Raw genomic sequence first — 26276 nt, 5'->3', positions numbered from 1 at the left:
GGTCCGAGACGACCCGTCCTGCCGCCACGGTCACCTTCCGCCCTCGTCGTGCTTGCGCAGATAGTCACTCAGCTCGTCGAGCTCGGCCCGCACCTGGTCGATCCGGGCGGGCGCGGGGCGCTGCGGCGGCGGGGTGGACATCGGCGGCTGCGGCACGGGCGTCTGGGGTATCGGGGGCGGGGTGTGCCGCGGCACGGGCGTGTGCGGCATCGGCGGCGGGGTGTGCTGCGACGAGGTCGTCGCGGTGAACGGCGTCGGGGGCCGCGCCGGTCCCGAAGGCTGCGCGGGCTGCGGATAGCCGTAGGCCGGTGCCGGGAACTGGCCGCCGCCGTAGCCGCCCTCGTAGCGGAGTCGCTGGAAGTGGCGTATGTCCGCCGCCAGGTAGTACACCGTCCCCGCCAGCAGGGTGCCCAGGAGGAGGGTGAGGCCCAGGTAGCCGCCCGAGGTGTGGATCTCCTCGCCGGGCTCGGAGCCGAGCAGCACGATGCTGAGCACGTCGGCCGCCAGCGCGGCCACCAACAGGCCCCAGTCCAGGGACTTCCGGGTCACGATGGCCAGCCGCAGCAGCATCGTCCAGGCCAGGAACCCGATGGTGAACACCGAGATCGCCACGAACAGCACACGGACGAAGACCAGTGCCGCGGCGGGCGGCGGCTGCTTCGCGGGGTGCGGGTAGCCGTGGCCTTGCATGGCTGCTCCTGATGCCTTCGAAGGACTGTCGTGCGATTGTCGCTTCGAGCGTATAGGCCCGCACCGACAACCGGTCCCGGGTTGTACCGAACCGTTGTCGTGCTGATCAATTCGTACGGCATCTCAGGTGCCGGCGGGGGGCGTTCAGTCGGGTGTGACCGTTCAGTCGGGTGTGACCGTTCCGTCCGTCAGGCCGTCGTACATGCCGCGCACGAGCTGCTCCCCGAGCCGGCCCGCCTGCCGCAGCGTCCGCTCGAAGTCCTCCAGGGCGCGGAACCGGGCACCGTAGCGGCGCTGTTCGTCCAGGGACAGGCGCGGCAACTGGAGCCTGCGGACGTCGAGTCGGGTCGCCGTGGACGCGTAGCTGCTGGCCTGGCGGTTGTTGGCGGTGCCGCGCAGGAAGCCGGCGAGGAACCACGGGTCCAGCGACCCCGGATCGGGCCGCAGCAGCACCAGGCTGCGGCCCAGGGCGGCGCCCGCGGTCGTGTCGTCGATCACGCGCGCCATCGAACCGCCGCCCAGCACAGGGACGACGACATCGCCCGGCTCGGTGAGGACGGCCTCCTCGTCGCTCCCCGGGAGCATCCCGGAAGGAGCCGTTCCGGCGAGGACGTCGTGGTCGGTGAGAACGGGCACACGCGCGTGGCCGCCGTTTCCGCCGGTACGCATCACCAGGGCGCCCCCGCGCGCGAGTTCACCGATCGTGGTGAGCGGCCAGCGCCCGGGCCGCTCGGGGTCGGCGGAGTGGGCGACGGGCGGCGGGGTGAGATCGGCGGTCAGCCGGAGCGTCTCACCGAGCCGCTCACGCACGGCCGTGAGCTCGTCGGCACCGTCGGCCGCGGTCGCGGGCGGGAGGTGACGGGCGGGAGCCAGATCCACGTCGTCGTCGAGGAGTTCGATGACCGGCACGGAACGCGCCAGCCCCGGCTCCTCGTCCAGCCGTCCGGCCCGGTCGAACGCCCGCCAGGCCTCGGTCACCGCACCCCGCACCGCCTGCCAGTCCGGCCCGCCGCGCCCCTCGGTGGCGAACCGCCCGGTGTCCACCAGCAGCACCTCCGGCTGCGCGGGCGCCCGCTCCGGCCGCCGCAGCACCCACAGGTGCAGCGGGATGTTGTACGGCGGCGCCGCCCCGATCGGCAGCGCCACGACCGCCCGCAGCGCCCCGCGCCGCAGCAGGTCGGCGCGGATACGGCGGCCCGAGCGCCGGGAGGCCGCGGCCGGCGGCATCAGCAGCACCGCGGTGCCGCCGTCCTTGAGCCGGGCCAGCGCGTGCTGCACCCAGGCCAGCTCGGACTCGTTGCGCGCCGGGAAGCCGTACTCCCAACGGGGGTCGTAGGCGAGTTCGTCGTGGCCCCAGTTGCGCTCGTTGAACGGCGGATGGCAGAGGACTACGTCGGCCCGCAGCGCCGGGTACGCGTCGGCGCGCAGCGTGTCCCCGGCCGTGCCGCGCACGGTGACCCGCGCGTGCAGGGCGAGCCGGAGCGCGGTGAGCGCGGCGAGTTCGGGGGCGTTGTCCTGGGCGTACAGCTGCTGCTCGGGCCGTGGAGTGACGGCCCGCAACAGGGCGCCGGTGCCGCAGGCCGGGTCCAGCGCGGTGTGCGCCGGGCCCGCCAACTCGGCCATGAGACGGGCGAGTTCGGTCGGGGTCAGCGTGTACTGGCGCGGGTTGGCGTCGAGATGCCGCCCCAGCAGGAACTCGAACGCCTGGCGCGCGCCCAGCTCCGCGGCGAGTTCCGCGGCGCCGCGGAGGAGGGGGGCGGAGGGGAGGAGTTGGGGGCCGGTGGGGGTGTGGACGGCGGGGGTGGGGGGCGCGGGGGTGGGGGGTGAGGTGGGGGCGGGGTTCACAGCGAACGCGGCAGGCGCGACAAGGGCCGGGTTCGCAGCGGGCGCGACGGGTGCGGAGTTCACAGCAGGCGCACGGAGTGCCGGGTTCACAGCGGGTACGGCCGGTGCGGAGTTCACAGCGCGTGTGGCGGGTGCCGTGTTCACAGAGGTCGACGGCACTGTCCCGGCGGCCAGGGAGTTCACAGTGTTCGGGGCGTTCACAGCCGTGACGGCGCTGCCCTCCCGCCCCCGGTGAACACCGCGCCCAGGCACCTGGCCGAAGCGCGGCACGATCACCTGCTCCAGCGCGCCGGGCAGCATCGCGGCCAGACGCTCGTCCGAACCGGCGCTCACGTCCAGCCAGACGGTCGGGCGTTCATGGATGAGCAGCAGGACGCAGCCCGCGTACGTCAGGGCGGTGGTCGGGCCCTCGGGATGGCCGACGAGTTGCTGCCAGACCCGTTCCCGCAGCGGGACTTCGGCGAGTTTGCCCTGCTTGCGCAGCCAGGACTCGATCTCGGCGAGGGCGAAGGCGGGGCTGGTCTCGGTACCGCCGACCGGCCTGGGGAAGTCCGCGTGACGGCGGCGCCAGTTGCTGACGGCGGCCCGGCCGACGCCGGCGAGCCGTGCGATTCCGGCGGCGGTCACCTCTGTCGCGCTGTCCTGCACTCGCCCCACTCCCCTCGTCCCGCCGGCCCCGTTGCGCCCGCCGTGTCGTCTGTGACGCCGAGCATACCGACGCAGACATGATCTACCCCTTCACGGCCGTGTACACACCACATCACGTGAATCGTGTTGACTCGGTTCACAGCCTCTGCTCTTATTGACCCAGCGAACGAGCGACCACCGGAGAAAGGCGGTCGCCGCATCGGGGGAGGGGAAGGGGGACAGCCATGGGCATGAAGGGCAGACTCGCGCTCGGTGCCGTCGTGGGGGTCGTCGTCATCGGGGTCGTGTCGGCGAACGCGGGCGCCAACGGCCCTGGCGGGGAACGCAGTTCGGGCACGACGAAGGGCTCAGGTACGACGAAGGGCTCAGGTACGACGAAGGGCTCAGGTACGACGAAGGGCTCGGCCTCGGCCAGGGCCGTCGAGGAGAAGAAGGCCGCGTTCGACGGGGACGGTGACTTCGAGGTCGGCACGGACATCGGGCCCGGCACGTATCGCACCAGCGGCAACGCCGCCGGCATCTGTTACTGGGAGCGGGCCGAGGACGCCTCGGGCGACACGGACTCGCTGTTGGCCAACGACAATGTGAGCGGCGCCAGTTACGTCACCGTCAAGGCGACCGACAAGGTCTTCAAGTCCAGCGGCTGCAAGGACTGGGAGGCCGTCGACGCGAAGCCGCACGGCTCCCCCGCCACGAGGATGGCCGGCGACGGCGGCATGTTCAGGGTCGGCGCCGACATCGCCCCCGGCACCTACAGGTCCACCGGCAACACGGACGACCTGTGCTACTGGGAGCGCGCGAAGGACGCCGAGCACGGGCCGGACTCGATCCTCGCGAACGCCAACGTGACCGGCACGGCCGTCGTCACGATCAGCTCCCAGGACGCCTACTTCAAGACGACCGGCTGCAAGGACTGGAAGAAGACGGCCTGACCCTCGGGTCGGGCAAACGCTCTCACCGCGCTCTCACCGCTCCCTCGCCGCGCCCTCGCCGCTCACGGCACTCCGTCCGTCTGCCCGGCACCTCACCGGACCCCGCTTCGGGGCACCCCCCTCGCTTCAGCGGCCCGGCACGTCGCCATCGCCGCATCTCGTCATCGCCGCATCTCTCATCGCCGCACCTGTCACCTCTCACTTCTTGCCTCTCACCTCTTCAGCCAAGGAACTGCCATGCGCCGTACCGCACTTGCCGCTCTCTGCCTCACCACCGTGGCCGCCGCGGGACTCACCGGGTGTCTGCCCGGTGAGGACAAGGCGGCCGACAAGCCGAAGGGCCCGTTCGCCGGGCTGACCGGTGGCGAGATCGCCGACCGGTCCCTGACCGCCACCACCGGCGCCTCCTCGCTACGACTGAAGGGCGACATACCCGACGACGAGAGCGGCGGCACGATCCTGATCGACATGGCGCTGAACAAGAAGGGCGAGTGCGCCGGCACGCTGAGCCTCAAGGGCCAGGGCAAGGCCGACATGATCAAGACCGGGGACACCATCTACATGAAGTACGACGAGGCGTTCCTGCGCGCGCAGAGCGACGGTGAGTCCAAGGCGGACACCGACGCGGTCGTGGACATGATGGCCGGGAAGTGGACCAAGATGTCCGCGAAGGGCGCGGACGCCAAGGACATCGCGAGCTTCTGCGATCTGAACTCGGTGCTCGGCGGCGCCAAGGACGGCAACTCGGACGCGACGCGCGGCAAGACGACCACCCTCGACGGCACTCCGGCGATCGTCCTGCACGAGAAGGACGGCAAGGACAGCTACACGCTGTACGTGGCGACCGAGGGCAAGCCGTATGTGCTGCGCATCGACAGCGTCTCCGTGAAGGACCCGGGGACGCTCACGTTCGGCGAGTACGAGAAGCCCGTGCCCGCGGCGAAGCCCGCCGGAAAGATCCTGGACCTGGACGCGCTGGACGGCTGAGTCCCCAAGTCGCCTGTGGCTACGACACGTTCACGGGGCGAGCCGTAGCCACAGGTCGGAATCGAGACCGGGGTCGGAATCGGGATCGGGATCGGGAAACCGGTCCTCGCGTCACGTCGCTTCTCGCGTCACGTCACTGCGCGTGGAACCTCGCCGGCGCGTTCGTCGGATTGCCCCCGGTCGGCAGAGCCTGCTTCGAGCAGGTGGAGAGGACCTTCACCATCGCGGCCTTCTCCGCCGAGGTGACCCACAGCCCGTACTTCTTCTTCACGGCGACCTGCGCGGCGACATACGTGCACCGGTACGCCTTGGGCGGCACCCAGGTCGCCGTGTCGCCGTCGCCCTTGCTGCGGTTGGGGCTGGCACCGACGGTGAGGAGGTTGAGCGGGTCGTTGGCGAGAGCTATGCGCTTGCTGGCGTCCCAGTACTTGGCGCCCTTCTGCCAGGCGTCGGAGAGGGCGACCAGGTGGTCGATGTCGACGAGGCTGGCGCCGCGCTTGTAGACGACTTCCTTGCCGGAGTACGGATCGGACTCGAGGACGCCGTACGACACCTTGCAGTCGCCGTCGGTGAACTTCACCTGCTTCAGGTCCCGTTTGAGGATGTCGTCCCTGGTGTCGCAGCTGTTGGAGTCCGTGTCGGCCCAGGCGGTGCCGAACCGTTCACGGGAGTAACCGGTCTTCGGTGCGCGCCCCTTCACGGTCAGCGACTCGGCGGCGGTCAGGGCCGCGCCCCCGCCGGAGCCCCCGGAGCCTGTGCCGGTCGTCGCCTCGGGCCCGGCGTCACCCGATCCCGTCGTTTCCTGCTTGCATCCGGCGACGGACAACATGACCAGGACGGCTATGGCCGCCCCACCCCTCAGACGCATCACGTGCGCCCCTCCCCTTGCTCACCCGGCCCCCGCCCCGGCAGGGGCGGACAGTGACCTGGTGCCCACGTTAGCGGCGGACATGTAGCGGATATATAGGGCCCGGGAGCACATGGCACACAACTGGGGTGTATGGCCGCGACCTTGGCGATGAAGGCGCCCCCACCTCGCACTGACTCCTCACACTCCCTCCCCAACACCCCTCTCAGACCTTGCCGATGCCCAACGTCGACTCCGAGGGCAGCAGCCCCGAACCCAGTACCGCGACCCAGAACTCCCCCAGCAGGTCGGCGAGTCGGTCCGTGTCGGTCCGGCCGAGGAACTGCCAAGGCGTGGCGGCCAGTTGGTCGGTGCGGCGCTCGACCTCCTGGCGCAGGTCGCGGCCCGCCCTCGTCGCCGTACCCCTGTCGTCTATGACGCCTCGGGCGACCAGGCGTTCACGGGCCGCCGTCCACTCCTCGGCGCTCCAGCCCCGGCTCTCGAAGCGCTGGACGGAGGCGGCGCCGATCGCGGCGAAGGAGACGAGGGACTCGACCGGGTCGAGGCCGGCGACGAGGAGGGCCGCGAGGTGGCCGTCGCCCCGGTGTTCGCGCAGGATCGTCGCCGCCTGCCACAACTGGAGGTGGGGTTCCGCGGGCCAGGCCGACTCGGCGTTGGCCGCGGCGAGGGGGCGGCCCTCGAGGTTCACCGCCTCGGCGGCACAGCGGGCGAGGGCGGCTGCCTCCGCCAACTCGGGGCTGTCGATACGGTCGCCGAATATCGCGCGGTAGGCCCGGTCAATGCCGCGCAGCCTCGCCTTCAGTACGGCGTCCGGGGTGGCCGTACTCCACGCCGAGTCCATGTGCTCGGCGACCATGCGGGGGCTGAAGCTGTAGAAGGCGGAGGTCACGCGCCCGCTGCCGACCGGGCCCAAGGGCGCGGCGCGCAGCGGGAAGTAACTGGGCCAGCGCTCCTCGGTGCCGTAGCCGAGCGCGGCCGCCTCTTCGAAGACCTCCGGCGCGTAATACAGCACCGCGTGCAGGGGTTCGAGCAGGTGCCAGAGCTGGCGCACACGGCTCAGCTCCCCGGTGGCAGGGCTTTTCGTGGTCTCCACTCCACGCACACTGTCCGACATGGCGTAACTCCTCGTCGCGTCCTGGTCGTTCCCGGTCTTTCCACAACTTGACACTGACAAGATTGCCCCAACCCCCCAAACTTGTCAATGCCTAGATTCGGCGTACGCTGCTGACCATGAGTACGACCAAGCCCACCAAGGCCACCGAGGCCACCGAGGCCGACGGATCCGCCAAGGCTCCGTACCACCACGGCGATCTGCGCCGCGCCGTCCTCACCGCAGCGCTCGACGTCATCGCCGCCGACGGTCCGTCCGCGCTGAGCCTGCGGGATCTCGCCCGTCGCGCCGGTGTCTCGCACGCGGCGCCGGCGCATCACTTCAAGGACCGCACGGGGTTGTTGACGGCGATCGCCGCGGAGGGGTTCGGGCTGCTGGCGGGCGCGATCGGCGAGGCGGCGGACCTGAAGGACGCGGGCGTTCGCTACGTGCGCTTCGCGCGCGACCACCCGGCACACTTCCAAGTGATGTTCGCGCCCGAGCTGTTGCGCGACGGCGACCTCGAACTCACCACGGCCCGCGCCCTCGCCACCGACGCCCTGCGCCACGCCGTCTCCGCCGTACCGCCCGAGGGCCGCGGCCCCGACGACCGCCTCGCCGGTGTCGCCGCCTGGTCCCTGGCACACGGCTTCGCGACGCTGCTGCTGGGTCACAACCTGGACGGGGCGGTGGGCGAGCGGGATCCGGAGGAGGTGTTCCGGGTGCTGGCGTCGATGTTGTTCCGGGCGGGGAGCGACTGAGCGCATACGCGTTGCGCCGGGCGACGGGGGACTGACTGCGCGGGGTTGTGCGGCTCGACGATCGACCAGGTGCGATCGCTCGGCTCGACGACCAACCGGCCATGGGTAATCGCTCCGCCCGACAACCGACCGACCGGCCGCGCGCGATCGCTCCGCCGACAGCCGGACCGACCGCGCGAGCGAGCGACTCGGCGTGACCGAGCGGGACGACCGGGCGGACGGCCCTGGGGCGGACGGAACTACCGGGCCAGCGGCCCAGGGCAGACGGGCAAAAGGACAGGGCGGGCAGCCCAGGTCTCCGTATCGCGCTCAACTTGCCCTACACGAGCGGCCGGTCGGCGCTCCCAGGTGGGCGAGGCAACGGCCGGGTGCTGCACCGGCTGCTCCTGGAACTCACGCCCCGAACCTGCACCGTGCCAGCCCCGTGCCAGACCCCGGTGCATCCCCAGCCCCCGGCCCGCCCGCGCACTCACGCCCCGCACTCGTACCCGCACCGCGCCAACACCTGGGCCCCGCCCCCGGACCACTCCGCAAACCGCCGCGACCACACCCCCCGGCACCCAGCCGACCCCACAAACCGCCGCGCCCGCTGCCCCGGCCCCCGCCGCATCGCCACCCCCACCCCCACCCCCGCTACGACCCCAGAATCGAAGCCAGGAACTCCCCCACCCACCCCAGCAACTCCCGCCCGACCAACGGCTTCCCGCCCACCTTGGCCGTCTTCGGGCGGGGTACCAGCACCTGGTGGGCGGCCGGCTTGATGACCGTGCCGGGGTAGAGGCGCTTGAGGCGCAACTCCTGGGACTCGCGCAACTCCACGGGGGCGAAGCGGATGTTGGTGCCCTGGAGGACGATGTCGCCGACGCCGCACGCGCGCGCGAGCATGCGCAGGCCGGCCACCAGCAGCAGGTTCTCCACCGGCTCGGGCAACTTGCCGTAGCGGTCGACGAGTTCCTCGCGTACGGCCTTGATGTCCGCCTCCGTGTTGGCGGCTGCGATCGACCGGTAGGCGGAGAGGCGCAGGCGCTCGCCGGGGGCGTAGTCGTGCGGGACGTGCGCGTCGACCGGGAGCTCGATCTTGACCTCCAGGGGCGGCTCCTCCTCGACACCGCCCTCCAGGGAGGCCCGGTAGTCCGCGACGGCCTCGCCGACCATGCGGACGTACAGGTCGAAGCCGACGCCCGCGATGTGGCCGGACTGTTCGCCGCCCAACAGGTTGCCCGCGCCCCGGATTTCGAGGTCCTTCATGGCGACGTACATGCCCGCGCCCATCTCCGTGTGCTGGGCGATGGTGGCGAGCCGCTCGTGGGCCGTCTCCGTCAGGGGCTTCTCCGGGGGGTACAGGAAGTACGCGTAGCCGCGTTCGCGCCCTCGGCCCACACGCCCCCGGAGCTGATGCAGTTGCGACAGGCCGAAGTTGTCGCCCCGTTCGACGATCAGCGTGTTCGCGTTGGAGATGTCGATGCCCGACTCGACGATCGTCGTCGACACCAGGACGTCGAACTTCTTCTCCCAGAAGTCGACGACCACCTGCTCCAGCGACTGCTCCGACATCTGTCCGTGGGCGGTCGCGATGCGCGCCTCCGGGACGATCTCGCGCAGCCTCGCCGCCGCGCGGTCGATCGATTCGACCCGGTTGTGGATGTAGAAGACCTGGCCCTCGCGCAGGAGTTCGCGGCGGATCGCGGCGCCGATCTGCTTCTCCTCGTAGGGGCCGACGAACGTCAGCACCGGGTGACGCTCCTCCGGGGGCGTCGTGATGGTGGACATCTCGCGGATGCCGGTGACCGCCATCTCCAGGGTTCTGGGGATCGGGGTGGCGGACATGGTCAGGACGTCGACGTTGGCGCGCAGCTTCTTGAGCTGCTCCTTGTGCTCGACGCCGAAGCGCTGCTCCTCGTCGACGATGACCAGGCCGAGATCCTTGAACTTGGTCTCGGAGGAGAACAAACGGTGGGTGCCGATGACGAGGTCCACGGAGCCCTCGCGCAGGCCCTCCAGAGTCGCCTTCGCCTCCGTGTCGGTCTGGAAGCGGCTCAACGCCCGCACGTTGACCGGGAATTGCGAGTACCGCTCGCTGAACGTCCCGAAGTGCTGCTGCACCAGCAGCGTCGTCGGGACGAGGACGGCGACCTGCTTGCCGTCCTGGACGGCCTTGAAGGCGGCCCGGACCGCGATCTCGGTCTTGCCGTAGCCGACGTCGCCGCAGACCAGTCGGTCCATCGGGACCGACTTCTCCATGTCGTCCTTGACCTCGGCGATCGTGGTCAACTGGTCGGGCGTCTCGGCGTACGGGAAGGCGTCCTCCAGCTCGCGCTGCCAGGGCGTGTCCGCACCGAACGCGTACCCCGGGGCCGCCATCCGGGCCGAGTACAGCTTGATGAGGTCGGCCGCGATCTCCTTGACGGCCTTCTTGGCGCGCGCCTTGGTCTTCGTCCAGTCCGCGCCGCCCAGACGGTGCATGGTCGGGGCCTCGCCGCCGACGTACTTGGTGATCTGCTCCAACTGGTCGGTGGGGATGTACAGCCGGTCGCCGGGCTGGCCGCGCTTGGCGGGGGCGTACTCGACGACCAGGTACTCGCGCGTGGCGCCCTGCACCGTGCGCTGCACCATCTCGATGTAGCGGCCCACACCGTGCTGCTCGTGGACGATGTAGTCGCCCGTCTCCAGGGTGAGCGGGTCGATGGTCTTGCGGCGGCGGGCCGGCATCCGGACGCCGTCCTTGCCTGCGGCCTTCTGCCCGGAGAGGTCGGTCTCGGTGAGGACCGCGAGCTTCAGCGCCGTGTCGACGAAGCCGTAGTCGATCGAGCCGGTCGCCACATGGACGACGGACGGGGCGATCTCCCCCAGCTCGGTCTCCAGTCGGGCCGCTACGCCTTCGGTACCGAGGACCTCGACCGTGCGGGCGGCGGGGCCGTGGGCCTCGGTCACGAAGACCGTGCGCCAGCCGTCCGCGAGCCAGCCCTTGGTGTCGGCGAGGGCCTTCGCGGTGTCCCCGCGGTAGGTCTCCGGGGCGTGCATCCCGAGCTTCAGGGTGTCCGCGTCGAGCTCCTCGTCGGCGGCGAAGGGCGACACCGACCACCACATCATGTCCAGCTCGCGCGCCCGGTCCCGTACGTCCGCGATGGCCCACAAGGAGGCCGCGCCGACGTCGATGGGCGCCTCGCCGCCGCCCGCGGTGGCCGCCCAGGAGGCCTGCAGGAACTCGTGCGAGGTGGCGACGAGATCGGACGCACGCGTGCGTACCCGCTCCGGATCGCACACGACGGTCATCGCACCCTTGGGCAGGACGTCGAGCAGCAGCTCCATGTCGTCGACGAGCACCGGAGCCAGCGACTCCATGCCTTCTACGGCAATGCCCTCGGCGATCTTGCCGAGCAGTTCGCCAAGCTCGGGGTGCTGCTCGGCGAGGACACGCGCGCGCGAGCGGACGTCTTCCGTCAACAGAAGTTCACGGCAGGGGGGTGCCCACAGGCCGTGTTCGGCGACCTCCAGGGAGCGCTGGTCGGCGACCTTGAAGTAGCGGATCTCCTCGACGTCGTCGCCCCAGAACTCGATGCGCAGGGGGTGTTCCTCGGTGGGCGGGAACACGTCCAGGATGCCGCCTCGTACGGCGAACTCGCCGCGCTTCTCGACGAGCTCCACGCGCGCGTACGCGGCGGCGCCGAGCGCGTCCACGACCGCGTTCAGGTCGGCGGTCACTCCCGTCCTCAGGGCGACCGGCTCCAGGTCTCCCAGCCCCTTGACCTGCGGCTGCAGCACGGACCGCACGGGTGCTACGACGACGGAGACCGGGCCCGTCTCCGGGTCGTCGTCCCTCGGGTGGGCGAGGCGGCGCAGGACGGCGAGGCGGCGGCCCACGGTGTCGCTGCGCGGGCTCAGCCGCTCGTGCGGGAGGGTCTCCCAGGAGGGGTAGTCCACGACACCGTCCGGCGGGAGCAGCGAGCGCAGGGCTGCCGCCAGGTCCTCCGCCTCGCGGCCCGTCGCGGTCACCGCGAGGACCGTACGGCCGGTCTCTCGGGCCAGCGCCGCCACCGCGAAGGGGCGGGTCGCCGGGGGGCCGACCAGGTCGACGTGCATGCGGTTGCCGTCGGCCGCGGCGCGGGTGGCTTCCGCGAGGGCGGGGTCCTTGACTACGGCGTCGAGCAGACCGTGCAGGCTCATGGAGGGGCGCTTCCGTCCGGGGGGTGGGCAACACGAAGGGCCCGACGCGGGTAGTGGGCCGGGGGTCTCCAGCGTACGTCGGGGCGCTGCCGTATGCCGGGGCTGTGGACAACCCCTGCTTTTCTGGCACCCTGCGCTGGTGTGGGCGTACCAGGGGGCTCCGCCCCCGGACCCCCGGGCCCATGCCCACCCAGCCGCCCGACTCGGTCCGCCGCAAAGTCACCCTTCAAAGACCTTCAAAGACAACAAACAAACCCGGGACGACAAACAAGCCCGGCGCCAAGAAGTCCCCCGTGACTTCTCGGCGCCGGGCCTGCCCCCGTTGGACAGTGGCTCCAGTGGCTCCAGTGGCTACTCCGTGGCGATCGCGTTGAGGACGTTCATCCGCCCCGCCCGGAACGCCGGGACCAACGCGGCGAACAGGCCCACGAACGCCGACCCCACGAAGACCGCGATGATCGTGCCCCAGGGAATCTCCAGGACCTTCAGCCCCTCCAGGGCGAGGAGCTGCTGCGCGGTCGCTCCCCAGCCCATCCCCAGGCCGAGGCCGAGCAGCGCTCCGAAGAGGGCGATCACGACCGACTCCATGCGGATCATCCGGCGGAGCTGTCGGCGGGACATGCCGATCGCTCGCATCAAACCGATCTCCCTGGTGCGCTCGACCACCGACAGTGCCAGCGTGTTCACCACACCCAGGACCGCCACGATGATCGCCAGAGCCAGCAGACCGTAGACCATGTTCAGGAGCTGGCCGATCTGGTCCTTCAGTTCCTGCTTGTAGTCGGTCTGGTCGCGCACCTGGTACTGCGGGTACGGCTCCATGGCCTTCTTCAGGGCCGCGTACGCCTCCTTCTCCTGGCCGTCCTTGGCCTTGGCGAACATGATCTCGTTGGGCGGGATCTTGTTCGCGGGGAGGTACTTCTGCATCGTCGTGATGCTGGTGTAGCGGACCTCGTGGTCGATGGCGACGTCGTCGTCGGTGATGGCCGCGACCTTCAGCTTCGCCGTCGAGCCGCCCTTGAAGGCGACGCTGATCGTGTCGCCGACGTGGACGCCGTGCTTCCTGGCGTACGTGGAGCCCACCGACATCGCGTTGGTGCCGTAGGCGGCGGACAGTTCGCCGGCCGTGGTGGCGCGACGCAGGTCCTGGGCGTAGGACGGGTCGGCGGCGGTGATGCCGTCGGTGTCCTTCTGGCCGTCGGGCGAGGTGAGGGTGGCGTCGAGATCCTTGTAGCGGGTGACGTGGACGAGGTCGGGCGACTGTTCCATCGCCTTCTCCGCCTGCGGCACGATCCGCTGGTTGCCCTGGACGATGAAGTCGGCGCCCACGGACTTGTCCAACTCACTGGTCGCCGAGGCGACCATCGAGGAGCCGACCACCGACAGACAAGCAACCAGGGCCAGGCCGATCATCAGGGCCGCACCCGTGGCACCCGTACGCCTGGGGTTGCGGAGCGCGTTGCGTTCCGCCAGGCGCCCCACCGGACCGAAGGCCCGCAGCAGGACCACGCTGATCACCCGTACGACCCCGTTGGCGAGCAGCGGGCCGATGATGACGAAGCCGATCAGCGAGAGCACGACACCCGCGCCCAGGACCAGTGAACCGTCCGTCGCCTTCTTCGCGGTGGCCGCCGCGAACAGGGCGGCGGCGCCGGCACCGGTCAGTACCAGGCCGATCAGACCCCGTACCCAGCCGGCCTTGCCGTCGGCCGGTGTACCGGCGTCGCGCAGCGCGGCCATCGGGGAGATCTTGCCGGCCCGGCGGGCCGGGAGGTACGCGGCGAGGACGGTGACGATCACGCCGAGGAGCAGGCCGAGCACCGGAGTGGTCCACTTCACGGTCAGGTCCCGTGTCGACAGGTCCATGCCGGCCGCGCTCATCAGTTTTATCAGGCCTACGGCGATCCCGACGCCGGCGCCGACACCGAGGACGGAGCCGACGGTCCCGAGCAGGGTCGCCTCGACCAGCACCGAGCCGTTGACCTGCGCGCGGGACGAACCGATCGCCCTCATCAGGCCGATCTCGCGGGTCCGTTGGGCGACCAGCATCGAGAAGGTGTTGATGATCAGGAAGATGCCCACCAGGAACGCGATGCCGGCGAAGCCGAGCATGGCGTACTTGATGACGTTCATGAACTGGCCGACGCCCTGACGGTTCTCGTCGGCGTTCTCCTTGGCCGTCTGGATCTTGTACGTCCCCGTCGCGGCGAGGGTCTGTGCCACGCTCTGCTTGAGCTGCGTGTCGGTCACACCGCTCGCGGCGGTGACGCCGAGCTGGGTGAACCGGCCGGTGGCGCCCAGGAGTTCGCGCTGTGCGGTGGCGGTGTCGAAGTAGACGACGGCCGCACCGGGGTTGGTCACCTTGAAGGTGGCGATGCCGACGATCTTCGCGGTGAAGTCACCGGTCTGCGAGATGGTGCGCAGCGAGTCGCCCATCTTCAGGTGGTGCTTGTCGGCGGTGTCGGCGTCGACCATCGCCTCGGTCGGGCCGCGCGGGGCGTGGCCGGAGGTGATCTCCATCGAACGCAGGTCGTTCTTCGTCCAGTTGCCCGCGATGGTGGGCGCACCGGTCGAGGACCCCATGTTCTTGTTGGCGCTGTTGACGACGGTCACGTTCATCGAACTGACGCCGCCCTCGACGGACTTGACGCCCTGGGCCTTCGCCACCTGCGCGACCGCGGAGGCCGGCAGCGACTCGGGCAGTCCGTTCTGCGGGGTGCCGCCGTCGGCCTTGGCCGCCTTCGGCAGGACCGTCACATCGGACGCGGTGGCCGCGAAGAGCTTGTCGAACGTCGTGTTCATCGTGTCGGTGAACACCAGCGTGCCGCAGACGAACGCCACCGACAGCAGCACGGCTATCGCCGAGAGCGCCATCCGCCCTTTGTGGGCGAAGAAGTTGCGCCTGGAGGTCTTCATGACAGTCATGACGTACGCCCCCGCGCGTCGAAGTCCTTCATGCGGTCGAGGACGGCGTCCGCGGTCGGCTTGAACATCTCGTCGACGATGCGGCCGTCCGCGAGATACAGGACGCGGTCCGAGTACGACGCGGCCACCGGGTCGTGGGTGACGATCACGATGGTCTGGCCGAGGTCGTCCACGGACCGGCGCAGGAAGCCCAACACCTCAGCTCCCGCACGGGAGTCGAGGTTTCCGGTCGGCTCGTCGCCGAAGATGATCTCGGGGCGGGCCGCCAACGCCCGCGCCACGGCGACGCGTTGCTGCTGGCCGCCGGAGAGCTGGTTGGGCCGGTGCTTGAGCCGGCCGGCCAGCCCGACGGTCTCCACGACCTGCGCCAGCCAGCCCTTGTCGGGCTTGCGGCCGGCTATGTCCATGGGGAGGGTGATGTTCTCCAGCGCGTTCAGCGTCGGCAGCAGGTTGTACGCCTGGAAGATGAACCCGATCCGGTCCCGGCGCAGTTGGGTGAGCTTCTTGTCCTTGAGGCCGGTGATCTCGGTCTCGTCCAGGTAGATCTGCCCGGAGGTCACGGTGTCGAGCCCCGCGAGGCAGTGCATGAGCGTGGACTTGCCGGACCCCGAGGGGCCCATGATCGCGGTGAACTGGCCGCGGGCGATGTCCACGTCGACATGGTCGAGCGCGACGACCCGGGTCTCCCCGGCCCCGTACGCCTTGACGACCTGCCGCGCTCGCGCGGCAACGGCCGTACGCCCTCCAGTGCCCCCGTGCCTGGGAATGGTCACAGCCGATGTCACGGTATGTCTCCTAAGTCGGTCGGCAGACGAGCGTGCCGGTGCCCGGTCGATGCGTTTCACGTGGTTACGACGACGATTCTGGCGGCGGGAGGGGGTCCGGCGCGCTGGTGCTCAGCGCAGTCTTTCCCGGGGGAAAACCCCACCCCCTGCGGTTCGGCCTGCCGCCCCCCAGCGGCATAAAGCCAGGTTAAGGACGACCCCGGGTCCATCTCCTCCTCCGCCGGTACGAACCCGCCCCGGGCCGCAGTAAGGAGGGACCCCTAGGGGCTCTCCACCGCCGGGTGGAGTCGGTCTCGGGGTTCGGTCCACCCACCGGCCCGCTCACCTTCCACCCTGCCGCTACGTGAGGCTCAAGTGGGAAGCTGGTGCGCGGCAGATAGATGCAAGGGGAAAGGAATCCTGTGGACCAGGGGGACAGGGACAGCGACACCGAGATACGACCCGAGGCGGCCGAGCAGCCCAGCCCGACCGCTCCCGACCGGCGCCGCAAAGCCGTCGTCGCGGCCCTCATGCTCGCGATGGCGCTGGCCGCCCTCGACTCCACCATCGTCTCCACGGCCGTACCGCAGATCGTCGGCGACCTCGGCGGCTTCTCCGTCTTCTCCTGGCTGTTCTCCGGCTATCTGCTGGCGGTGACGGTCACCCTGCCCGTCTACGGCAAGCTCTCCGACACCTTCGGCCGCAAACCGGTGCTGATCACGGGCGCGGCGGTGTTCCTCGCGGGCTCGCTGCTGTGCGCGGTGGCCTGGAACATGGGCGCGCTGATCGCGTTCCGGGTCGTACAGGGCCTGGGCGGTGGGGCGTTGCAGGGCACGGTGCAGACGCTGGCCGCCGATCTGTACCCGCTGAAGGAACGGCCCAAGATCCAGTCGAAGCTGTCCACCGTGTGGGCGGTGTCGGCGGTCGCGGGCCCGGGGGTGGGCGGACTGCTCGCCGCGTACGCCGGCTGGCGCTGGATCTTCCTCGTCAACCTCCCTGTCGGGGCGCTGGCGTTGTGGCTGATCGTCCGCCACCTGCACGAACCGGAACGGGCCCGCGCTGCCCGCCCCCGCGTCGACTGGGCGGGCGCGCTGGCCGTGTTCGCGTGCGGGGGTGTGCTGATCACGGCGCTGGTGCAGGGCGGGGTGGCGTGGGACTGGCTCTCGGTTCCGTCAATCGCCTTGTTCGGTACGGGACTTGCCCTGGTCGGACTGGTGGTCGTGATCGAACGGCGGGCGGCCGAGCCGATCATCCCCGGGTGGGTGTGGCGACGCCGTACGATCGCGGCCGTCAACCTGGCCCTGGGCGCACTGGGGTTGCTGATGGTGGCGCCGAGTGTGTTCCTGCCGACGTACGCGCAGTCGGTGCTCGGTCTCGCGCCGGTGGCGGCCGGATTCGTGCTGTCCGTCTGGACGTTGACCTGGCCGGTGTCGGCCGCGCTGAGCCAGCACGTGTACCGGCGGATCGGTTTCCGCAACACGGCGATGCTGGGGATCGGGACGGCGACGCTGATCCTGTTCGCGTTCCCGTTCCTGCCGTATCCGGGCTCGGCCTGGCAGCCGATGCTGCTGATGCTGCTGCTCGGCGCGGCCCTCGGGCTCTTCCAGCTCCCGCTGATCATCGGGGTGCAGTCGACGGTGGGGTGGGAGGAGCGCGGGGTGACGACCGCGTCCGTCCTGTTCTGCCGCCAGACCGGCCAGACCATCGGCGCGTCCGTGTTCGGGGCCGTGGCCAACGGGGTGCTCGCGTCCCGGCTGGGCGGCGCGAGCGACCTCGACTCGGTGACACGGGGGCTCGACGCGGGGGCCGTCCCCGAGGCGACCCGGCGGGCGATCGCGGACGCGGTCCACGCGGTGTACATCGGAGCGGGCTGCGCCGCGGCGGTGGCCTTCCTCGTGCTGCTGTTCCTGGCGCCGCGACGCTTCCCGGTCCTCAAGGAGCAGTGAGGGCAGGCGGGTTGAGGTGCCGCTCAGGAGACGGTGGCGGCGGGCGGGGTCCAACGGCGGTTGTGGGGAACGGCGTTGGAGACGCCGTAGTCCCTCTTGAGCTGTTCGGGGATGGCGTAGTGCATGACGCGTCCGCGGGTGAGGGAGGACAGCTCCAGGACGCTGGTGAGGTGGCCGAGGCGGTCCAACGCCCAGGCGCCGAGCGGGGAGTGGTCCTCGATGGTCTCCAGGACGCCGAGGAGGTGGGGCACGGACTTGACGACGGTGTCCCACGGTGTGCGCGGCACCTGGAGCCAGTCGGCGCAGATGTCGCCGACGAGATGGCGGATGAGGGCGGAGACGATGGGGTCGAAGAAGGTGCCGGGTACGACCTCCTCGTAGAGGTCGATGAGCTGGCGGGTCAGGTGGACGCCCTCCTCGGACGGTCCCATGTGCCGGACCATGTACAGGTCGAGGAACTGGCGTGCTTCTTCGAGGGACTTGGGGACGGCGTCCTGGTCGACGCCGAGCATCGCGCCGACCACGCGCCAGGCGTAGTAGTAGGCGTCCGCGCCCTCCGTGGACATATGGATGCCGAGCCGGTGCAGGCTGTCCAGCACGAGCATGGAGAAGAACATCTGCCCGCCGATCATGTCCTCCTGGCAGATCGGTGTCCCCAACTCGCCGGTTTCCCAACGGTTTTCGCGGACGAGGTGGTGCCGGATGGACGCGTGCAGGAGGCGGACCTTCTGCGCGGCGGGGATGAAGCGGCCACCGGCCTCGAAGGCGTCGGGCCGCATCAGGTAGACGGTGAACTGCCCTGTCTCCGCCATCCGTTTGGAGGGGTACTTCAATCCGTGGGTGGCCGACAGGAGCTTCGCCACGGTCGGGACGACGTAGCAGGCGGGCATGGAGGCGAAGGACAGGGCGGTCGAGATGTGCACGTTGTTGTCGATGAAGAACAGCCGGGCCTTCTCCATCTCGCCCCAGTCGACCCAACTCGGCGGCGTGCTCGTCGCGTTGAGGTACTCGCGGGCCACGTCGGGCAGGCCGTCGGGCAGCGGGGCGCCCGCCACGGAGACGTAGCGCATGAGGGTGTTGAACTTGCCGACCTCTCCGCGCTCGAACAGGGCGGCGACGGTGGCGTCGGCGAGTTCGTCACCGGCCGTGCGCAGGCCGTCCATCGAGGTCTCGGTGTAAGTCACAGGGGTCTCCCGGTAGTTCACGGATCACAGGTGACGGATCGCGGGTCGCGGGCACACGGGCCACGGGTCAAGAGAGACGGACCGCCGCCGAGTGGGCCAGTTCGGTCAGCGCGGCCTCGGCGGGGGCGGGGACGTTCAGGTCGTGGAGGGCGTCGAGCGCTTCCTCGACCCGGGCGGTGATCATGCCCTCGACCCGGTCGGGCGCCTTCAGCCGGCGCATGGTCTCGCGCACCGTGTGCAACCCCGCCTCGTCCAGGCCTCGTTGGCCCATCAGCGCGCGCAGCCGCTCCCGGTCCTCGGTGCCGGCGCCGCGCCAGGTCTCCGCCAGCAGGGCCGTGGGCCGGTGGCCGCGCACGTCGTCGGCGTTGGCCTTGCCGGTGTGTGCCGGGTCCCCGAACAGGCCGAGGACGTCGTCCCGCAACTGGAAGGCCTCGCCCAGCGGCAGCCCGTACGCCGAGTAGCCCTCGCGCAGCCGGCCGCCGGCCCCGGCCAGCGCGCCGCCGATCAACAGGGGCTGTTCCACGGTGTACTTGGCGGTCTTGTACCGGATCACCTTCAGGGACGCGGCGGTGTCCGGCTCGGCCCCGGTGCGCAGGATCTCCAGACACTCCCCCGCGATCAACTCCCTTGCCAGCACGGACCACAGCGGGCGGGCCCGGGCGAGATACGCGGCGGGCAGCCCGCTGGTGGCGAACAACTCCCCCGCCATGCCCATCAGCAGGTCCCCCACCAGCAGGGCGAGGGACCTGGCGGCCGCGACGGCGCGCGGGCGGCGGCGTACGGCGCCGCGCAGCGCGATGTGGGCGGTGGGGCGGCCGTGCCGCAGCGGGCTGTCGTCGATGAGGTCGTCGTGCACGACCGCGGCGGCGTGCACGAGTTCCATCGAGGCCGCCGCCCGCACCAGCGCGTCGCTGTCGGGCTGGCCGACCGCGCGCCAGCCCCAGTAACAGAACGCCGCCCGCAGCCGTTTGCCGTCCGCGACCGCGGCTTCCAGTTGCCCGGCGACCGGGTCGAGGGCCGGGTCGATCTCCGCGAACCGCTCGGCCTCCTCGGCCACGAACCGCTGGAGCACCTGGTCGACCCGGCCCTTGAAAGCGGCCGGCTCCCACCGCTCAGACGCCATCGGCCGCGGCCCGCCGGGCGAGGGCGTGCCGGGCGAGGGTCTCCAGATGGGCCGGGGGCACGACCGTGTACCGGTCGAGCACCAGGCGCCCGCGCGCCGTCAGATCCCGCTCGGCGTCCGCCGCCAACTCGGCGGCGTCCGAGCGGCGCAGCAGCCCCCGCACCACCCCCAGGGCCGAGCCCGCCACCGCCCCCGCCGTACTCACCGCCAGTTCGGCCAGCCCGGCCACCAGCAGTAACGCCCGTTCGTCCAGACCCTCGTGTCGCTCCGCCGCCCGCGTCATGGCACACCTCACCCCTGGTACGTGCGGGCGACACCGATCGCCCGCCCTCCTGTCAGGATCGCGACACATCGGGCACGCGGGAGGAGAAACTCACGATCGAGTGATCACCTCGCTCGACCGTCCGGCCACCGCCATCGTGTTCGCCCCGGACCCCCGGACACCCCGTCAACCCGGACAACACCCGAGGTCAGCGCCCGATGGACACGGCAAGTGCGCACCGACCGCCCAGTTCGGAGAAAAGCGCCCACATCCCCCAACCGGCGAGTAACATGCGTGACCCGCTCCGCCCACTCCCTGCGGTCCGCCGCCACGGACCCGAGCCACGCAAGGAGCACGGGATGTCCTACGACCCGTACCCTCCGCATGACGCATACCGCCCGGACGATGTGCGTTCGTCACCCGAGCCCCGCCGGTACGACCCGTACGGCCAGGCACCACCCCCGACTCCACCCACCGTCACCTACCCCTGGCAACCACCCCCGCCCCCGCCCGAACGCCGCCGCCCGCCCCGCCGTCCCGCCCTCGGCAACCACAGCGATCTGCGCATCCTGCGCGGCGCGTACCGCCGTCAGCGCCGGGTGGCGACCAGTGCCGCGCTCGGCTACTTCTGTCTCTTCCTCGGGCTCTCCGCGTTCGCGCCCGCGCTGATGGCGAGCACCGTCGCCGGCGGTGTGCCCACCGGGCTGCTGCTCGCGCTGGTCCAACTGCCCGTCACCTGGCTGGCGATAGCGCTCTACGAGCACACGGCCCGGCAGCGCGTCGACCCCCTCGCGGAGCGCTTCCGCAAGCAGGCCGAACTGGACGCCAGACGGGAGGCGGCACGATGACCGCGCCGAGCACGACGACCGCGCTGACCGGCCTCCGCGACTCCTCGCAGACCATGTCGCTGGTGGCCTTCTCCACCGTCGCCACGATCACCTTCCTGCTCTGCGTGCTGACGGGCCCCGACGGCGACGACCTCGACGAGTTCTACACGGGCTACGGCTCCCTCTCGCCCCTGCGCAACGGCCTTGCCATAGCCGGTGACTACATCTCCGCGGCGAGCGTGCTGGGCACGGGCGGGGTGATCGCCCTGTACGGCTACGACGGCGTGGTGCTCGCGCTGAGCACGGCCCTCTCGTTGCTGCTGCTGATGTTCCTGCTGGCCGAACCGCTGCGCAACACGGGCCGGTTCACGATGGGCGACGCGCTCGCCCGCCGGATGCCGGGCCGGTCCGTGCGGATCGTCGCGTGCACGGTGACCATCATCGCGCTGCTGCCGTTGATGCTGGTCCAACTCGCGGGCGCGGGACAGCTGTTGGCGTTCATCCTCGGCTTCTCCAGCGACTTCCTCCAGACCGGCTGCATCATCGGCCTGGGCGCGCTGATGATCAGCTACGCGGCGATCGGCGGCATGAAGGGCACCGCCCTCATCCAGATCCTGAAGATCGTGATGCTGCTCGGGTCCGGAGCCGTCATCGCCGTACTCCTCCTGAACCGTTTCCACTGGGACTTGGGCCAGTTCTTCGACACCGCCGCGGACCGCAGCGGCGCCGGACCGGCCTTCCTGCACTCGGGACTCCAGTTCGCGGGCGGCCCAAGTCCCCGGCTGGACATGATCAGTTCACAGCTGACGGTGGTGATCGGCGGCGCCTGTCTGCCGCACATCACGATGCGCATGTACACCGCGTCGAGCGCCCGGCAGGTACGGCGGTCGATGTCGTGGGCCGTGTCGAGCGTGGCACTGTTCGTGGTGATCGTGACGGTCGTCGGGTTCGGCGCGACGGCGTTGATCGGCCGGGCGGCGATCGCGCGGGCGGACCCGCAGGGCAACACGGCCTATCTCCTGGGCTCACGTGCGGTGTTCGGGGCGGACATGTCGACGACGGAGACCCTCCTCCTCACCACCGTCACCACGGCCGTCTTCCTGACCCTGCTCGCCTCGGTCGCCGGAATGATCCTCGCGTCCGCCAACTCCCTTGCCCACGACGTCTTCGCGACCCGCGTCCAGGAGATCCCGGTCCGCCGCGAGACGACACTGGCCCGCTACTCGGCGCTGGCGGTGGGCGTTTTGGCGATCCTGCTCGCGACACTGGTCCAGCACCGGGGCCTGCAACCCCTGGTGACCCTGTCCTTCTGCCTGGGCGCCTCGGCCATAGCGCCCGCCCTCGTCTACAGCCTCTTCTGGCGCCGCTACACCCGAACAGGCCTGCTCAGCACGCTCATTGGCGGCACCCTGGCCGTCCTGGTGCTGATGCCGGGCACGAACCTGGTCTCCGGCTCCCCCGCCGCCGCCTTCCCGCAGGCCGACTTCAACTGGTTCCCGTTCACCACCACGGGCCTGGTCACGATCCCGCTCGGCTTCGCCTTCGGCTGGCTGGGCACGGTCGCCTCGGGCCGCCGCACGGAGGAGGAACAGCGCGGGCGGTACGACGCGTTGGAGGGCTGGATCCTGGCGGGCGCGGTACGGAGGGACGGCCGGGAGACACACGGAGAGACACCGGACGACCGGCGCAGAAGCCCCGCACGACCCACGCCGTAGCCGTGCATGACCCACGCTGTAGCCGTGCATGACCGACGTTGTAGCCGTGCATGACTCGTTCTTTGCCACACCACCACCCCGACTCCCGTTGTTCACCGCTCCTTTCCAGACTCTGCACGTCCGAGCGTGAAGGTCCCTGCATCAGCGGGAGTTGAACATGAGCCACGGCCACAGTCACGGCGACCACGGTCACCACCACCATCACCACGGGGACGGGGACACCTCGTCGCTGCCGCCCGCTCTCGACACATCCATCCCGGACGCCGAGTTGACGCCCAGCCAGCTGTCACGAAGAGGCATGCTGCGCCGAACCGGATTGCTGGGCGCGGGTCTTGCCGCGGGCAGCGTGCTCGCCGGCGCGGGGGAGGCAGCCGCGTCGGTGCAGGAGCACACGGCCAAGTCGTCGAAGGGCAACGGCGGTTACCTGTGGCTGGCCGGCGACCACCACATCCACACCCAGTACAGCAGCGACGCCAAGTACCGCGTCATCGACCACGTACGCCAGGCGAACGCGCACGGCCTGGACTGGATGGTCATCACCGACCACGGCAGCGTCGCGCACGCCAAGATCGGTGTGGAGAAGGTCAACCCGGACATCGTCGACGCCCGTGACAAGACCGACGACACTCTCGTCTTCCAGGGCATGGAGTGGAACATCCCGGGCGCCGAGCACGGCACGGTGTTCGTGCACCCCGGCGCCAACGAGGTAGCCGTACTCAAGGAGTTCGAGAACTCCTTCGACGGCAGCGTGAAGAACGCGAGCGGCAACTCGCCCGCCAACGAGGCCCTCGCGATCGCGGGCGTCAACTTCCTCGCCGACCAGGTCCGCCGCCGCAAGGTCAAGGACGCCCTGTTCCTCGCCAACCACCCCGCCCGCAAGGGCATCGACTCCCCGCACGAGATCCGCGGCTGGCGCGACGCGCAGCCCACGATCGCGGTCGGCATGGAGGGCGCCCCCGGCCACCAGGCGGGCGGCATCCCCAAGCCGAACGGCCCCGGCGGCGGACGCGGCATCTACGACGGCAGCCCGAGCGCCGACTCCTTCGCCGGTTACCCGTTGGAGAGTTACCGCACCTGGGGCGGCTTCGACTGGATGACCTCGACGGTCGGCGGCCTGTGGGACAGCCTCCTCGCCGAGGGCAAGCCCTGGTGGATCACCGCCAACTCCGACTCCCACAACGTCTACGCGGACACCGCCCTGCGCGGCCCCGGCGGCGACTTCAACGCCAACGGCCGCTACGAGGACCCCGTCTACAGCGGCGGCATCAGCCTCACCGACACCGACTTCTGGCCCGGCCAGTACTCCCGCACGCACGTCGGCTCGACCTCCTTCGCGTACAAGGCGGTCATGGACGGCATCCGCGCGGGCCGCGTCTGGGTCGACCACGGCGGCCTGATCAGCGGCCTCGACGCCCGCCTCTCCTCCGGCGGCCGCGAGGTCACCCTCGGCGGCTCGCTGCACGTCCGCCGCGGCGCCCAGGTCGACCTGGTCATCAGGATCAGCCTCGCCAACGGCCCCAACTGGGCCCAGTTCCAGCCCACTCTGGCCCGCGTCGACGTCATCCAGGGCGACGTCACCGGCCCGGTCAAGGACAAGGACACCTTCGCCACCCCGGCGACGAAGGTCGTCAAGTCCTTCGAGGTCGACAAGTCCACCGGCACGGTCCGCCTCACGTACTCCCTCGGCCGCCTGGACAAGCCGGTCTACGTTCGCCTCCGCGGCACCGACGGCAACCGCTCCGCCGTAGGCATCAACGGCGCGGCGATCGACCCCGCGGGCCCCGCGATGGACGTCCTCGGCGACGCCGACCCGTGGAAGGACCTCTGGTTCTACTCCAACCCGATGTGGGTCCTCCCCGCATGACCACCCCCTACGACCCGTACGGCGTCCACTCCGTCATAGGGGTGGACGCCGGCACGGCGACCCTCCGCGAGGCGGACCACCTGATCCGCGACCTGACGACCACGCTTGAGCTTCCAGCGGGGACGGTTGCCTGCACTCACCTGATCCGCACGGACACCCGGAGGGGGACGGCCGTATCGCTGGAGTTGGCTGATGGTGGGGCGGCGGCGGAGGCATGGCAACGGCTCACGGAGACGCATACGGAGCTGGGCGCGTCCTTGAACGACCGTAGACACGGGCCTTCCGAGGCGGCAGCCCTGGCGGCGACCGAGCACACGGCACGACGATCGGGCCGGGCAGTCCTGTTCCCCGGCGCGGAACACTTGAACGGCACGATCCCACTGTCAGATCTGCTCGAACTGACGGCAATCGACCGGGTGACCGTGGTGGGCGCGACGTCGGGCGAAACCCCGGCCCCTACGACCCCCGTGCACACCCAGGACCACGTACGCCCCGAGTGGCGCGAGGGTCAGTTGGTACTGGCCTTGGTCCCAGCGGCAGGCGGCACCCTGGCCCCCTTCGAGGTCCCCAACCCGACACCTTGTTGTGCCGATCACACCAGCTAGCCAAGGGGCGCGGGGAACTGCGCGACCAGCCCCCACCGGGCCCGCGCACAACCACAACCGCGCCCCCGTTCACTCAGCCGCCGCCCGCCCCGTAAGCGCCGTCAAACTACTCCGCACATGATCCATGTGCGCCTGCACGTCGTCCCACGTCTCCCCGTGCTCGCGCAGCACCCGCTCCGTATCCCGAGCAACCCGCTCCGCCCGCACCCGCGCCTCCGCCACGACCTCGTCCGCCCGCTCCGCCGCCTCCCCCTGCCGCCGCCGGTCCGACAACTCCGCCTCGGCAAAAGCCTGTTCGGCCTCGGCAAGCCCCGCCTCCGCCCGCGCCAGCCGCTCCGCGTACTCCGCGTCCGAGGCAACCACCCGCGCCTCCAAGGACCGCTCCGCCCCGGCCCACCGCTCGTCGTGCTCCTTGGCCTGATCCCCCAGCATCGCGGCGGTACGTTGCCGCACCTCACGCAGCGCGGACAGCGCTTCCGTGCGCCCCTCCTTCACCTCGCGCCGCGCGCCGATCCGGATGTCGTCGGCCTCGGCGCGGGCGGCGAGGAGCCGCTGCCGGGCGCGTTCCTCGACCTCCGCGCGGAGCGCGTCCGCGTCGTCGCGCGCGGCTTGGAGCACGCCCGCGGCGCGCGCCTCGGCCTGCGCGACCTGGTCGTCCGCCGCACTCCGCGCGGAGTCCCGTAGGGCCGCCGCCTCCTCCACCCCCAGGTGGAACAGCCGCTGCGCCCGCTCGCCGAGCGTCTCGTACGTCTGCGGGGCGAGCCGCGCGACGGTCTCCCGCAGCCGCTCGGCCTCCGCCTCCATGTCCCTGGCCAGTACGGTCAGCCGCGCGGCCCGTTCCCAGGCCGCGTCCCGGTGACGTGAGATCGCCGCCGCGTACGGATCGACCTGGTCGGGGCGGTAGCCGCGCCCCCGTACTGCCACGAAGCCACGTGGCGACACCGATGCGCTGCTCATCCTGGAACCCCTCTCCACCCGACGGACACGAAATGATGATTTCGCGCATATCTTGATGGATCGGGCGTAAGTGCTCATAACGCGACACTCCGCAGACAGGTCACGGGCGTCATCCAGGC

The 26276-nt window shown here is 70.7% G+C and carries 19 protein-coding genes; 8 read left to right on the top strand and 11 right to left on the bottom strand.

The annotated features are described in order from the left end of the window. Positions 1–30 precede the first annotated feature (30 nt). Complete coding sequence (locus tag ACIRRY_RS34430; RefSeq protein WP_403980642.1) at positions 31–690, bottom strand: hypothetical protein; 660 nt, start codon at positions 688–690, stop codon at positions 31–33. A gap of 162 nt (positions 691–852) precedes the next feature. After that, positions 853–3183, bottom strand: coding sequence for an N-6 DNA methylase (locus ACIRRY_RS34425; RefSeq protein WP_403980640.1), 2331 nt, complete (start codon positions 3181–3183; stop codon positions 853–855). Positions 3184–3413: 230 nt separating this feature from the next. Here ACIRRY_RS34425 and ACIRRY_RS34420 point away from each other — a divergent pair, with 230 nt between their 5' ends. Together ACIRRY_RS34420 and ACIRRY_RS34415 are read left to right on the top strand one after the other, a co-directional pair. Then, complete coding sequence (locus tag ACIRRY_RS34420; RefSeq protein WP_403980638.1) at positions 3414–4115, top strand: hypothetical protein; 702 nt, start codon at positions 3414–3416, stop codon at positions 4113–4115. 237 nt (positions 4116–4352) lie between these two features. Continuing rightward, the gene (locus ACIRRY_RS34415) at positions 4353–5102 is read left to right on the top strand and encodes a hypothetical protein (RefSeq protein ID WP_403980635.1); all 750 of its coding nucleotides are present in this window, start codon (positions 4353–4355) and stop codon (positions 5100–5102) included. A gap of 133 nt (positions 5103–5235) precedes the next feature. Here ACIRRY_RS34415 and ACIRRY_RS34410 read toward each other — a convergent pair whose 3' ends face one another. After that, a complete protein-coding gene (locus ACIRRY_RS34410) occupies positions 5236–5970 on the bottom strand; it encodes an HNH endonuclease family protein (RefSeq protein WP_403980869.1) in 735 nt (244 codons plus the stop codon). A gap of 205 nt (positions 5971–6175) precedes the next feature. After that, positions 6176–7084, bottom strand: a complete 909-nt coding sequence (locus ACIRRY_RS34405; RefSeq protein ID WP_403980633.1) for a hypothetical protein — start codon at positions 7082–7084, stop codon at positions 6176–6178. A gap of 116 nt (positions 7085–7200) precedes the next feature. On the opposite strand from ACIRRY_RS34405, the gene ACIRRY_RS34400 reads away from it, so the two are divergent. After that, on the top strand, positions 7201–7821 hold the full coding sequence (locus ACIRRY_RS34400; RefSeq protein ID WP_403980630.1) for a TetR/AcrR family transcriptional regulator: 621 nt from the start codon (positions 7201–7203) through the stop codon (positions 7819–7821). A 633-nt stretch (positions 7822–8454) separates the two neighbouring features. Here ACIRRY_RS34400 and mfd read toward each other — a convergent pair. The 3 genes from mfd to ACIRRY_RS34385 form a co-directional block, all read right to left on the bottom strand. After that, the gene (gene mfd / locus ACIRRY_RS34395; RefSeq protein WP_403980627.1) at positions 8455–11985 is read right to left on the bottom strand and encodes a transcription-repair coupling factor; all 3531 of its coding nucleotides are present in this window, start codon (positions 11983–11985) and stop codon (positions 8455–8457) included. A 351-nt stretch (positions 11986–12336) separates the two neighbouring features. Then, positions 12337–14910 carry an ABC transporter permease gene (locus ACIRRY_RS34390; protein ID WP_403980625.1) on the bottom strand — a complete coding sequence of 858 codons (2574 nt, stop codon included), beginning with the start codon at positions 14908–14910 and terminating at the stop codon, positions 12337–12339. Next, a complete protein-coding gene (locus tag ACIRRY_RS34385; protein WP_200716925.1) occupies positions 14907–15695 on the bottom strand; it encodes an ABC transporter ATP-binding protein in 789 nt (262 codons plus the stop codon). Before ACIRRY_RS34385 ends, ACIRRY_RS34390 begins: the two co-directional genes overlap by 4 nt. Before the next feature lie 380 nt (positions 15696–16075). On the opposite strand from ACIRRY_RS34385, the gene ACIRRY_RS34380 reads away from it, so the two are divergent. Continuing rightward, the gene (locus ACIRRY_RS34380) at positions 16076–17620 is read left to right on the top strand and encodes an MFS transporter (RefSeq protein ID WP_403980622.1); all 1545 of its coding nucleotides are present in this window, start codon (positions 16076–16078) and stop codon (positions 17618–17620) included. Between the two features lie 23 nt (positions 17621–17643). Here ACIRRY_RS34380 and ACIRRY_RS34375 read toward each other — a convergent pair whose 3' ends face one another. The 3 genes from ACIRRY_RS34375 to ACIRRY_RS34365 all read right to left on the bottom strand — a co-directional run bounded on the left by ACIRRY_RS34375 (position 17644) and on the right by ACIRRY_RS34365 (position 20210). Then, the gene (locus tag ACIRRY_RS34375; RefSeq protein ID WP_403980619.1) at positions 17644–18804 is read right to left on the bottom strand and encodes an oxygenase MpaB family protein; all 1161 of its coding nucleotides are present in this window, start codon (positions 18802–18804) and stop codon (positions 17644–17646) included. Between the two features lie 67 nt (positions 18805–18871). After that, positions 18872–19927, bottom strand: coding sequence for a polyprenyl synthetase family protein (locus ACIRRY_RS34370; protein WP_403980616.1), 1056 nt, complete (start codon positions 19925–19927; stop codon positions 18872–18874). Further along, on the bottom strand, positions 19917–20210 hold the full coding sequence (locus ACIRRY_RS34365) for a polyprenyl synthetase (protein ID WP_403980614.1): 294 nt from the start codon (positions 20208–20210) through the stop codon (positions 19917–19919). Before ACIRRY_RS34365 ends, ACIRRY_RS34370 begins: the two co-directional genes overlap by 11 nt. A 338-nt stretch (positions 20211–20548) precedes the next feature. Between ACIRRY_RS34365 and ACIRRY_RS34360 the strand changes: the two genes are divergently transcribed. From ACIRRY_RS34360 to ACIRRY_RS34345, 4 genes are all read left to right on the top strand, one after another. After that, entirely contained in the window at positions 20549–21037 is a 489-nt protein-coding gene (locus ACIRRY_RS34360; RefSeq protein WP_403980611.1) for a DUF485 domain-containing protein, read from the top strand. Next, complete coding sequence (locus ACIRRY_RS34355) at positions 21034–22731, top strand: cation acetate symporter (protein ID WP_403980609.1); 1698 nt, start codon at positions 21034–21036, stop codon at positions 22729–22731. Before ACIRRY_RS34360 ends, ACIRRY_RS34355 begins: the two co-directional genes overlap by 4 nt. Positions 22732–22888: 157 nt before the next feature. Beyond that, complete coding sequence (locus tag ACIRRY_RS34350; RefSeq protein ID WP_403980606.1) at positions 22889–24595, top strand: PHP domain-containing protein; 1707 nt, start codon at positions 22889–22891, stop codon at positions 24593–24595. Further along, positions 24592–25200 (top strand): hypothetical protein, encoded by a 609-nt coding sequence (locus ACIRRY_RS34345; RefSeq protein ID WP_403980604.1) that lies wholly within the window; start codon positions 24592–24594, stop codon positions 25198–25200. Before ACIRRY_RS34350 ends, ACIRRY_RS34345 begins: the two co-directional genes overlap by 4 nt. A gap of 69 nt (positions 25201–25269) precedes the next feature. Here the strand turns inward: ACIRRY_RS34345 and ACIRRY_RS34340 are convergent, their stop codons facing one another. Beyond that, positions 25270–26157, bottom strand: a complete 888-nt coding sequence (locus tag ACIRRY_RS34340; protein ID WP_403980601.1) for a cellulose-binding protein — start codon at positions 26155–26157, stop codon at positions 25270–25272. Between the last annotated feature and the right edge of the window lie 119 nt (positions 26158–26276).

Source organism: Streptomyces sp. NPDC101776 (genome assembly GCF_044766845.1).
Lineage (GTDB): Bacteria > Actinomycetota > Actinomycetes > Streptomycetales > Streptomycetaceae > Streptomyces.
The sequence above is the reverse complement of the archived record's forward strand: the minus strand, read 5'-3'. Positions and strand labels throughout refer to the sequence as shown.

Excerpts from the sequence above, each read along its gene's own strand:
- ACIRRY_RS34360 (WP_403980611.1), top strand. The coding sequence starts at position 20,549 with ATGTCCTACGACCCGTACCCTCCGCATGACGCATACCGCCCGGACGAT.
- ACIRRY_RS34345 (WP_403980604.1), top strand. The coding sequence starts at position 24,592 with ATGACCACCCCCTACGACCCGTACGGCGTCCACTCCGTCATAGGGGTG.
- ACIRRY_RS34380 (WP_403980622.1), top strand. The coding sequence starts at position 16,076 with ATGCAAGGGGAAAGGAATCCTGTGGACCAGGGGGACAGGGACAGCGAC.
- mfd (WP_403980627.1), bottom strand. The coding sequence starts at position 11,985 with ATGAGCCTGCACGGTCTGCTCGACGCCGTAGTCAAGGACCCCGCCCTC.
- ACIRRY_RS34355 (WP_403980609.1), top strand. The coding sequence starts at position 21,034 with ATGACCGCGCCGAGCACGACGACCGCGCTGACCGGCCTCCGCGACTCC.
- ACIRRY_RS34415 (WP_403980635.1), top strand. The coding sequence starts at position 4,353 with ATGCGCCGTACCGCACTTGCCGCTCTCTGCCTCACCACCGTGGCCGCC.
- ACIRRY_RS34390 (WP_403980625.1), bottom strand. The coding sequence starts at position 14,910 with ATGACTGTCATGAAGACCTCCAGGCGCAACTTCTTCGCCCACAAAGGG.
- ACIRRY_RS34400 (WP_403980630.1), top strand. The coding sequence starts at position 7,201 with ATGAGTACGACCAAGCCCACCAAGGCCACCGAGGCCACCGAGGCCGAC.
- ACIRRY_RS34410 (WP_403980869.1), bottom strand. The coding sequence starts at position 5,970 with ATGCGTCTGAGGGGTGGGGCGGCCATAGCCGTCCTGGTCATGTTGTCC.
- ACIRRY_RS34370 (WP_403980616.1), bottom strand. The coding sequence starts at position 19,927 with ATGGCGTCTGAGCGGTGGGAGCCGGCCGCTTTCAAGGGCCGGGTCGAC.
- ACIRRY_RS34365 (WP_403980614.1), bottom strand. The coding sequence starts at position 20,210 with ATGACGCGGGCGGCGGAGCGACACGAGGGTCTGGACGAACGGGCGTTA.
- ACIRRY_RS34405 (WP_403980633.1), bottom strand. The coding sequence starts at position 7,084 with ATGTCGGACAGTGTGCGTGGAGTGGAGACCACGAAAAGCCCTGCCACC.
- ACIRRY_RS34350 (WP_403980606.1), top strand. The coding sequence starts at position 22,889 with ATGAGCCACGGCCACAGTCACGGCGACCACGGTCACCACCACCATCAC.
- ACIRRY_RS34420 (WP_403980638.1), top strand. The coding sequence starts at position 3,414 with ATGAAGGGCAGACTCGCGCTCGGTGCCGTCGTGGGGGTCGTCGTCATC.
- ACIRRY_RS34430 (WP_403980642.1), bottom strand. The coding sequence starts at position 690 with ATGCAAGGCCACGGCTACCCGCACCCCGCGAAGCAGCCGCCGCCCGCC.
- ACIRRY_RS34340 (WP_403980601.1), bottom strand. The coding sequence starts at position 26,157 with ATGAGCAGCGCATCGGTGTCGCCACGTGGCTTCGTGGCAGTACGGGGG.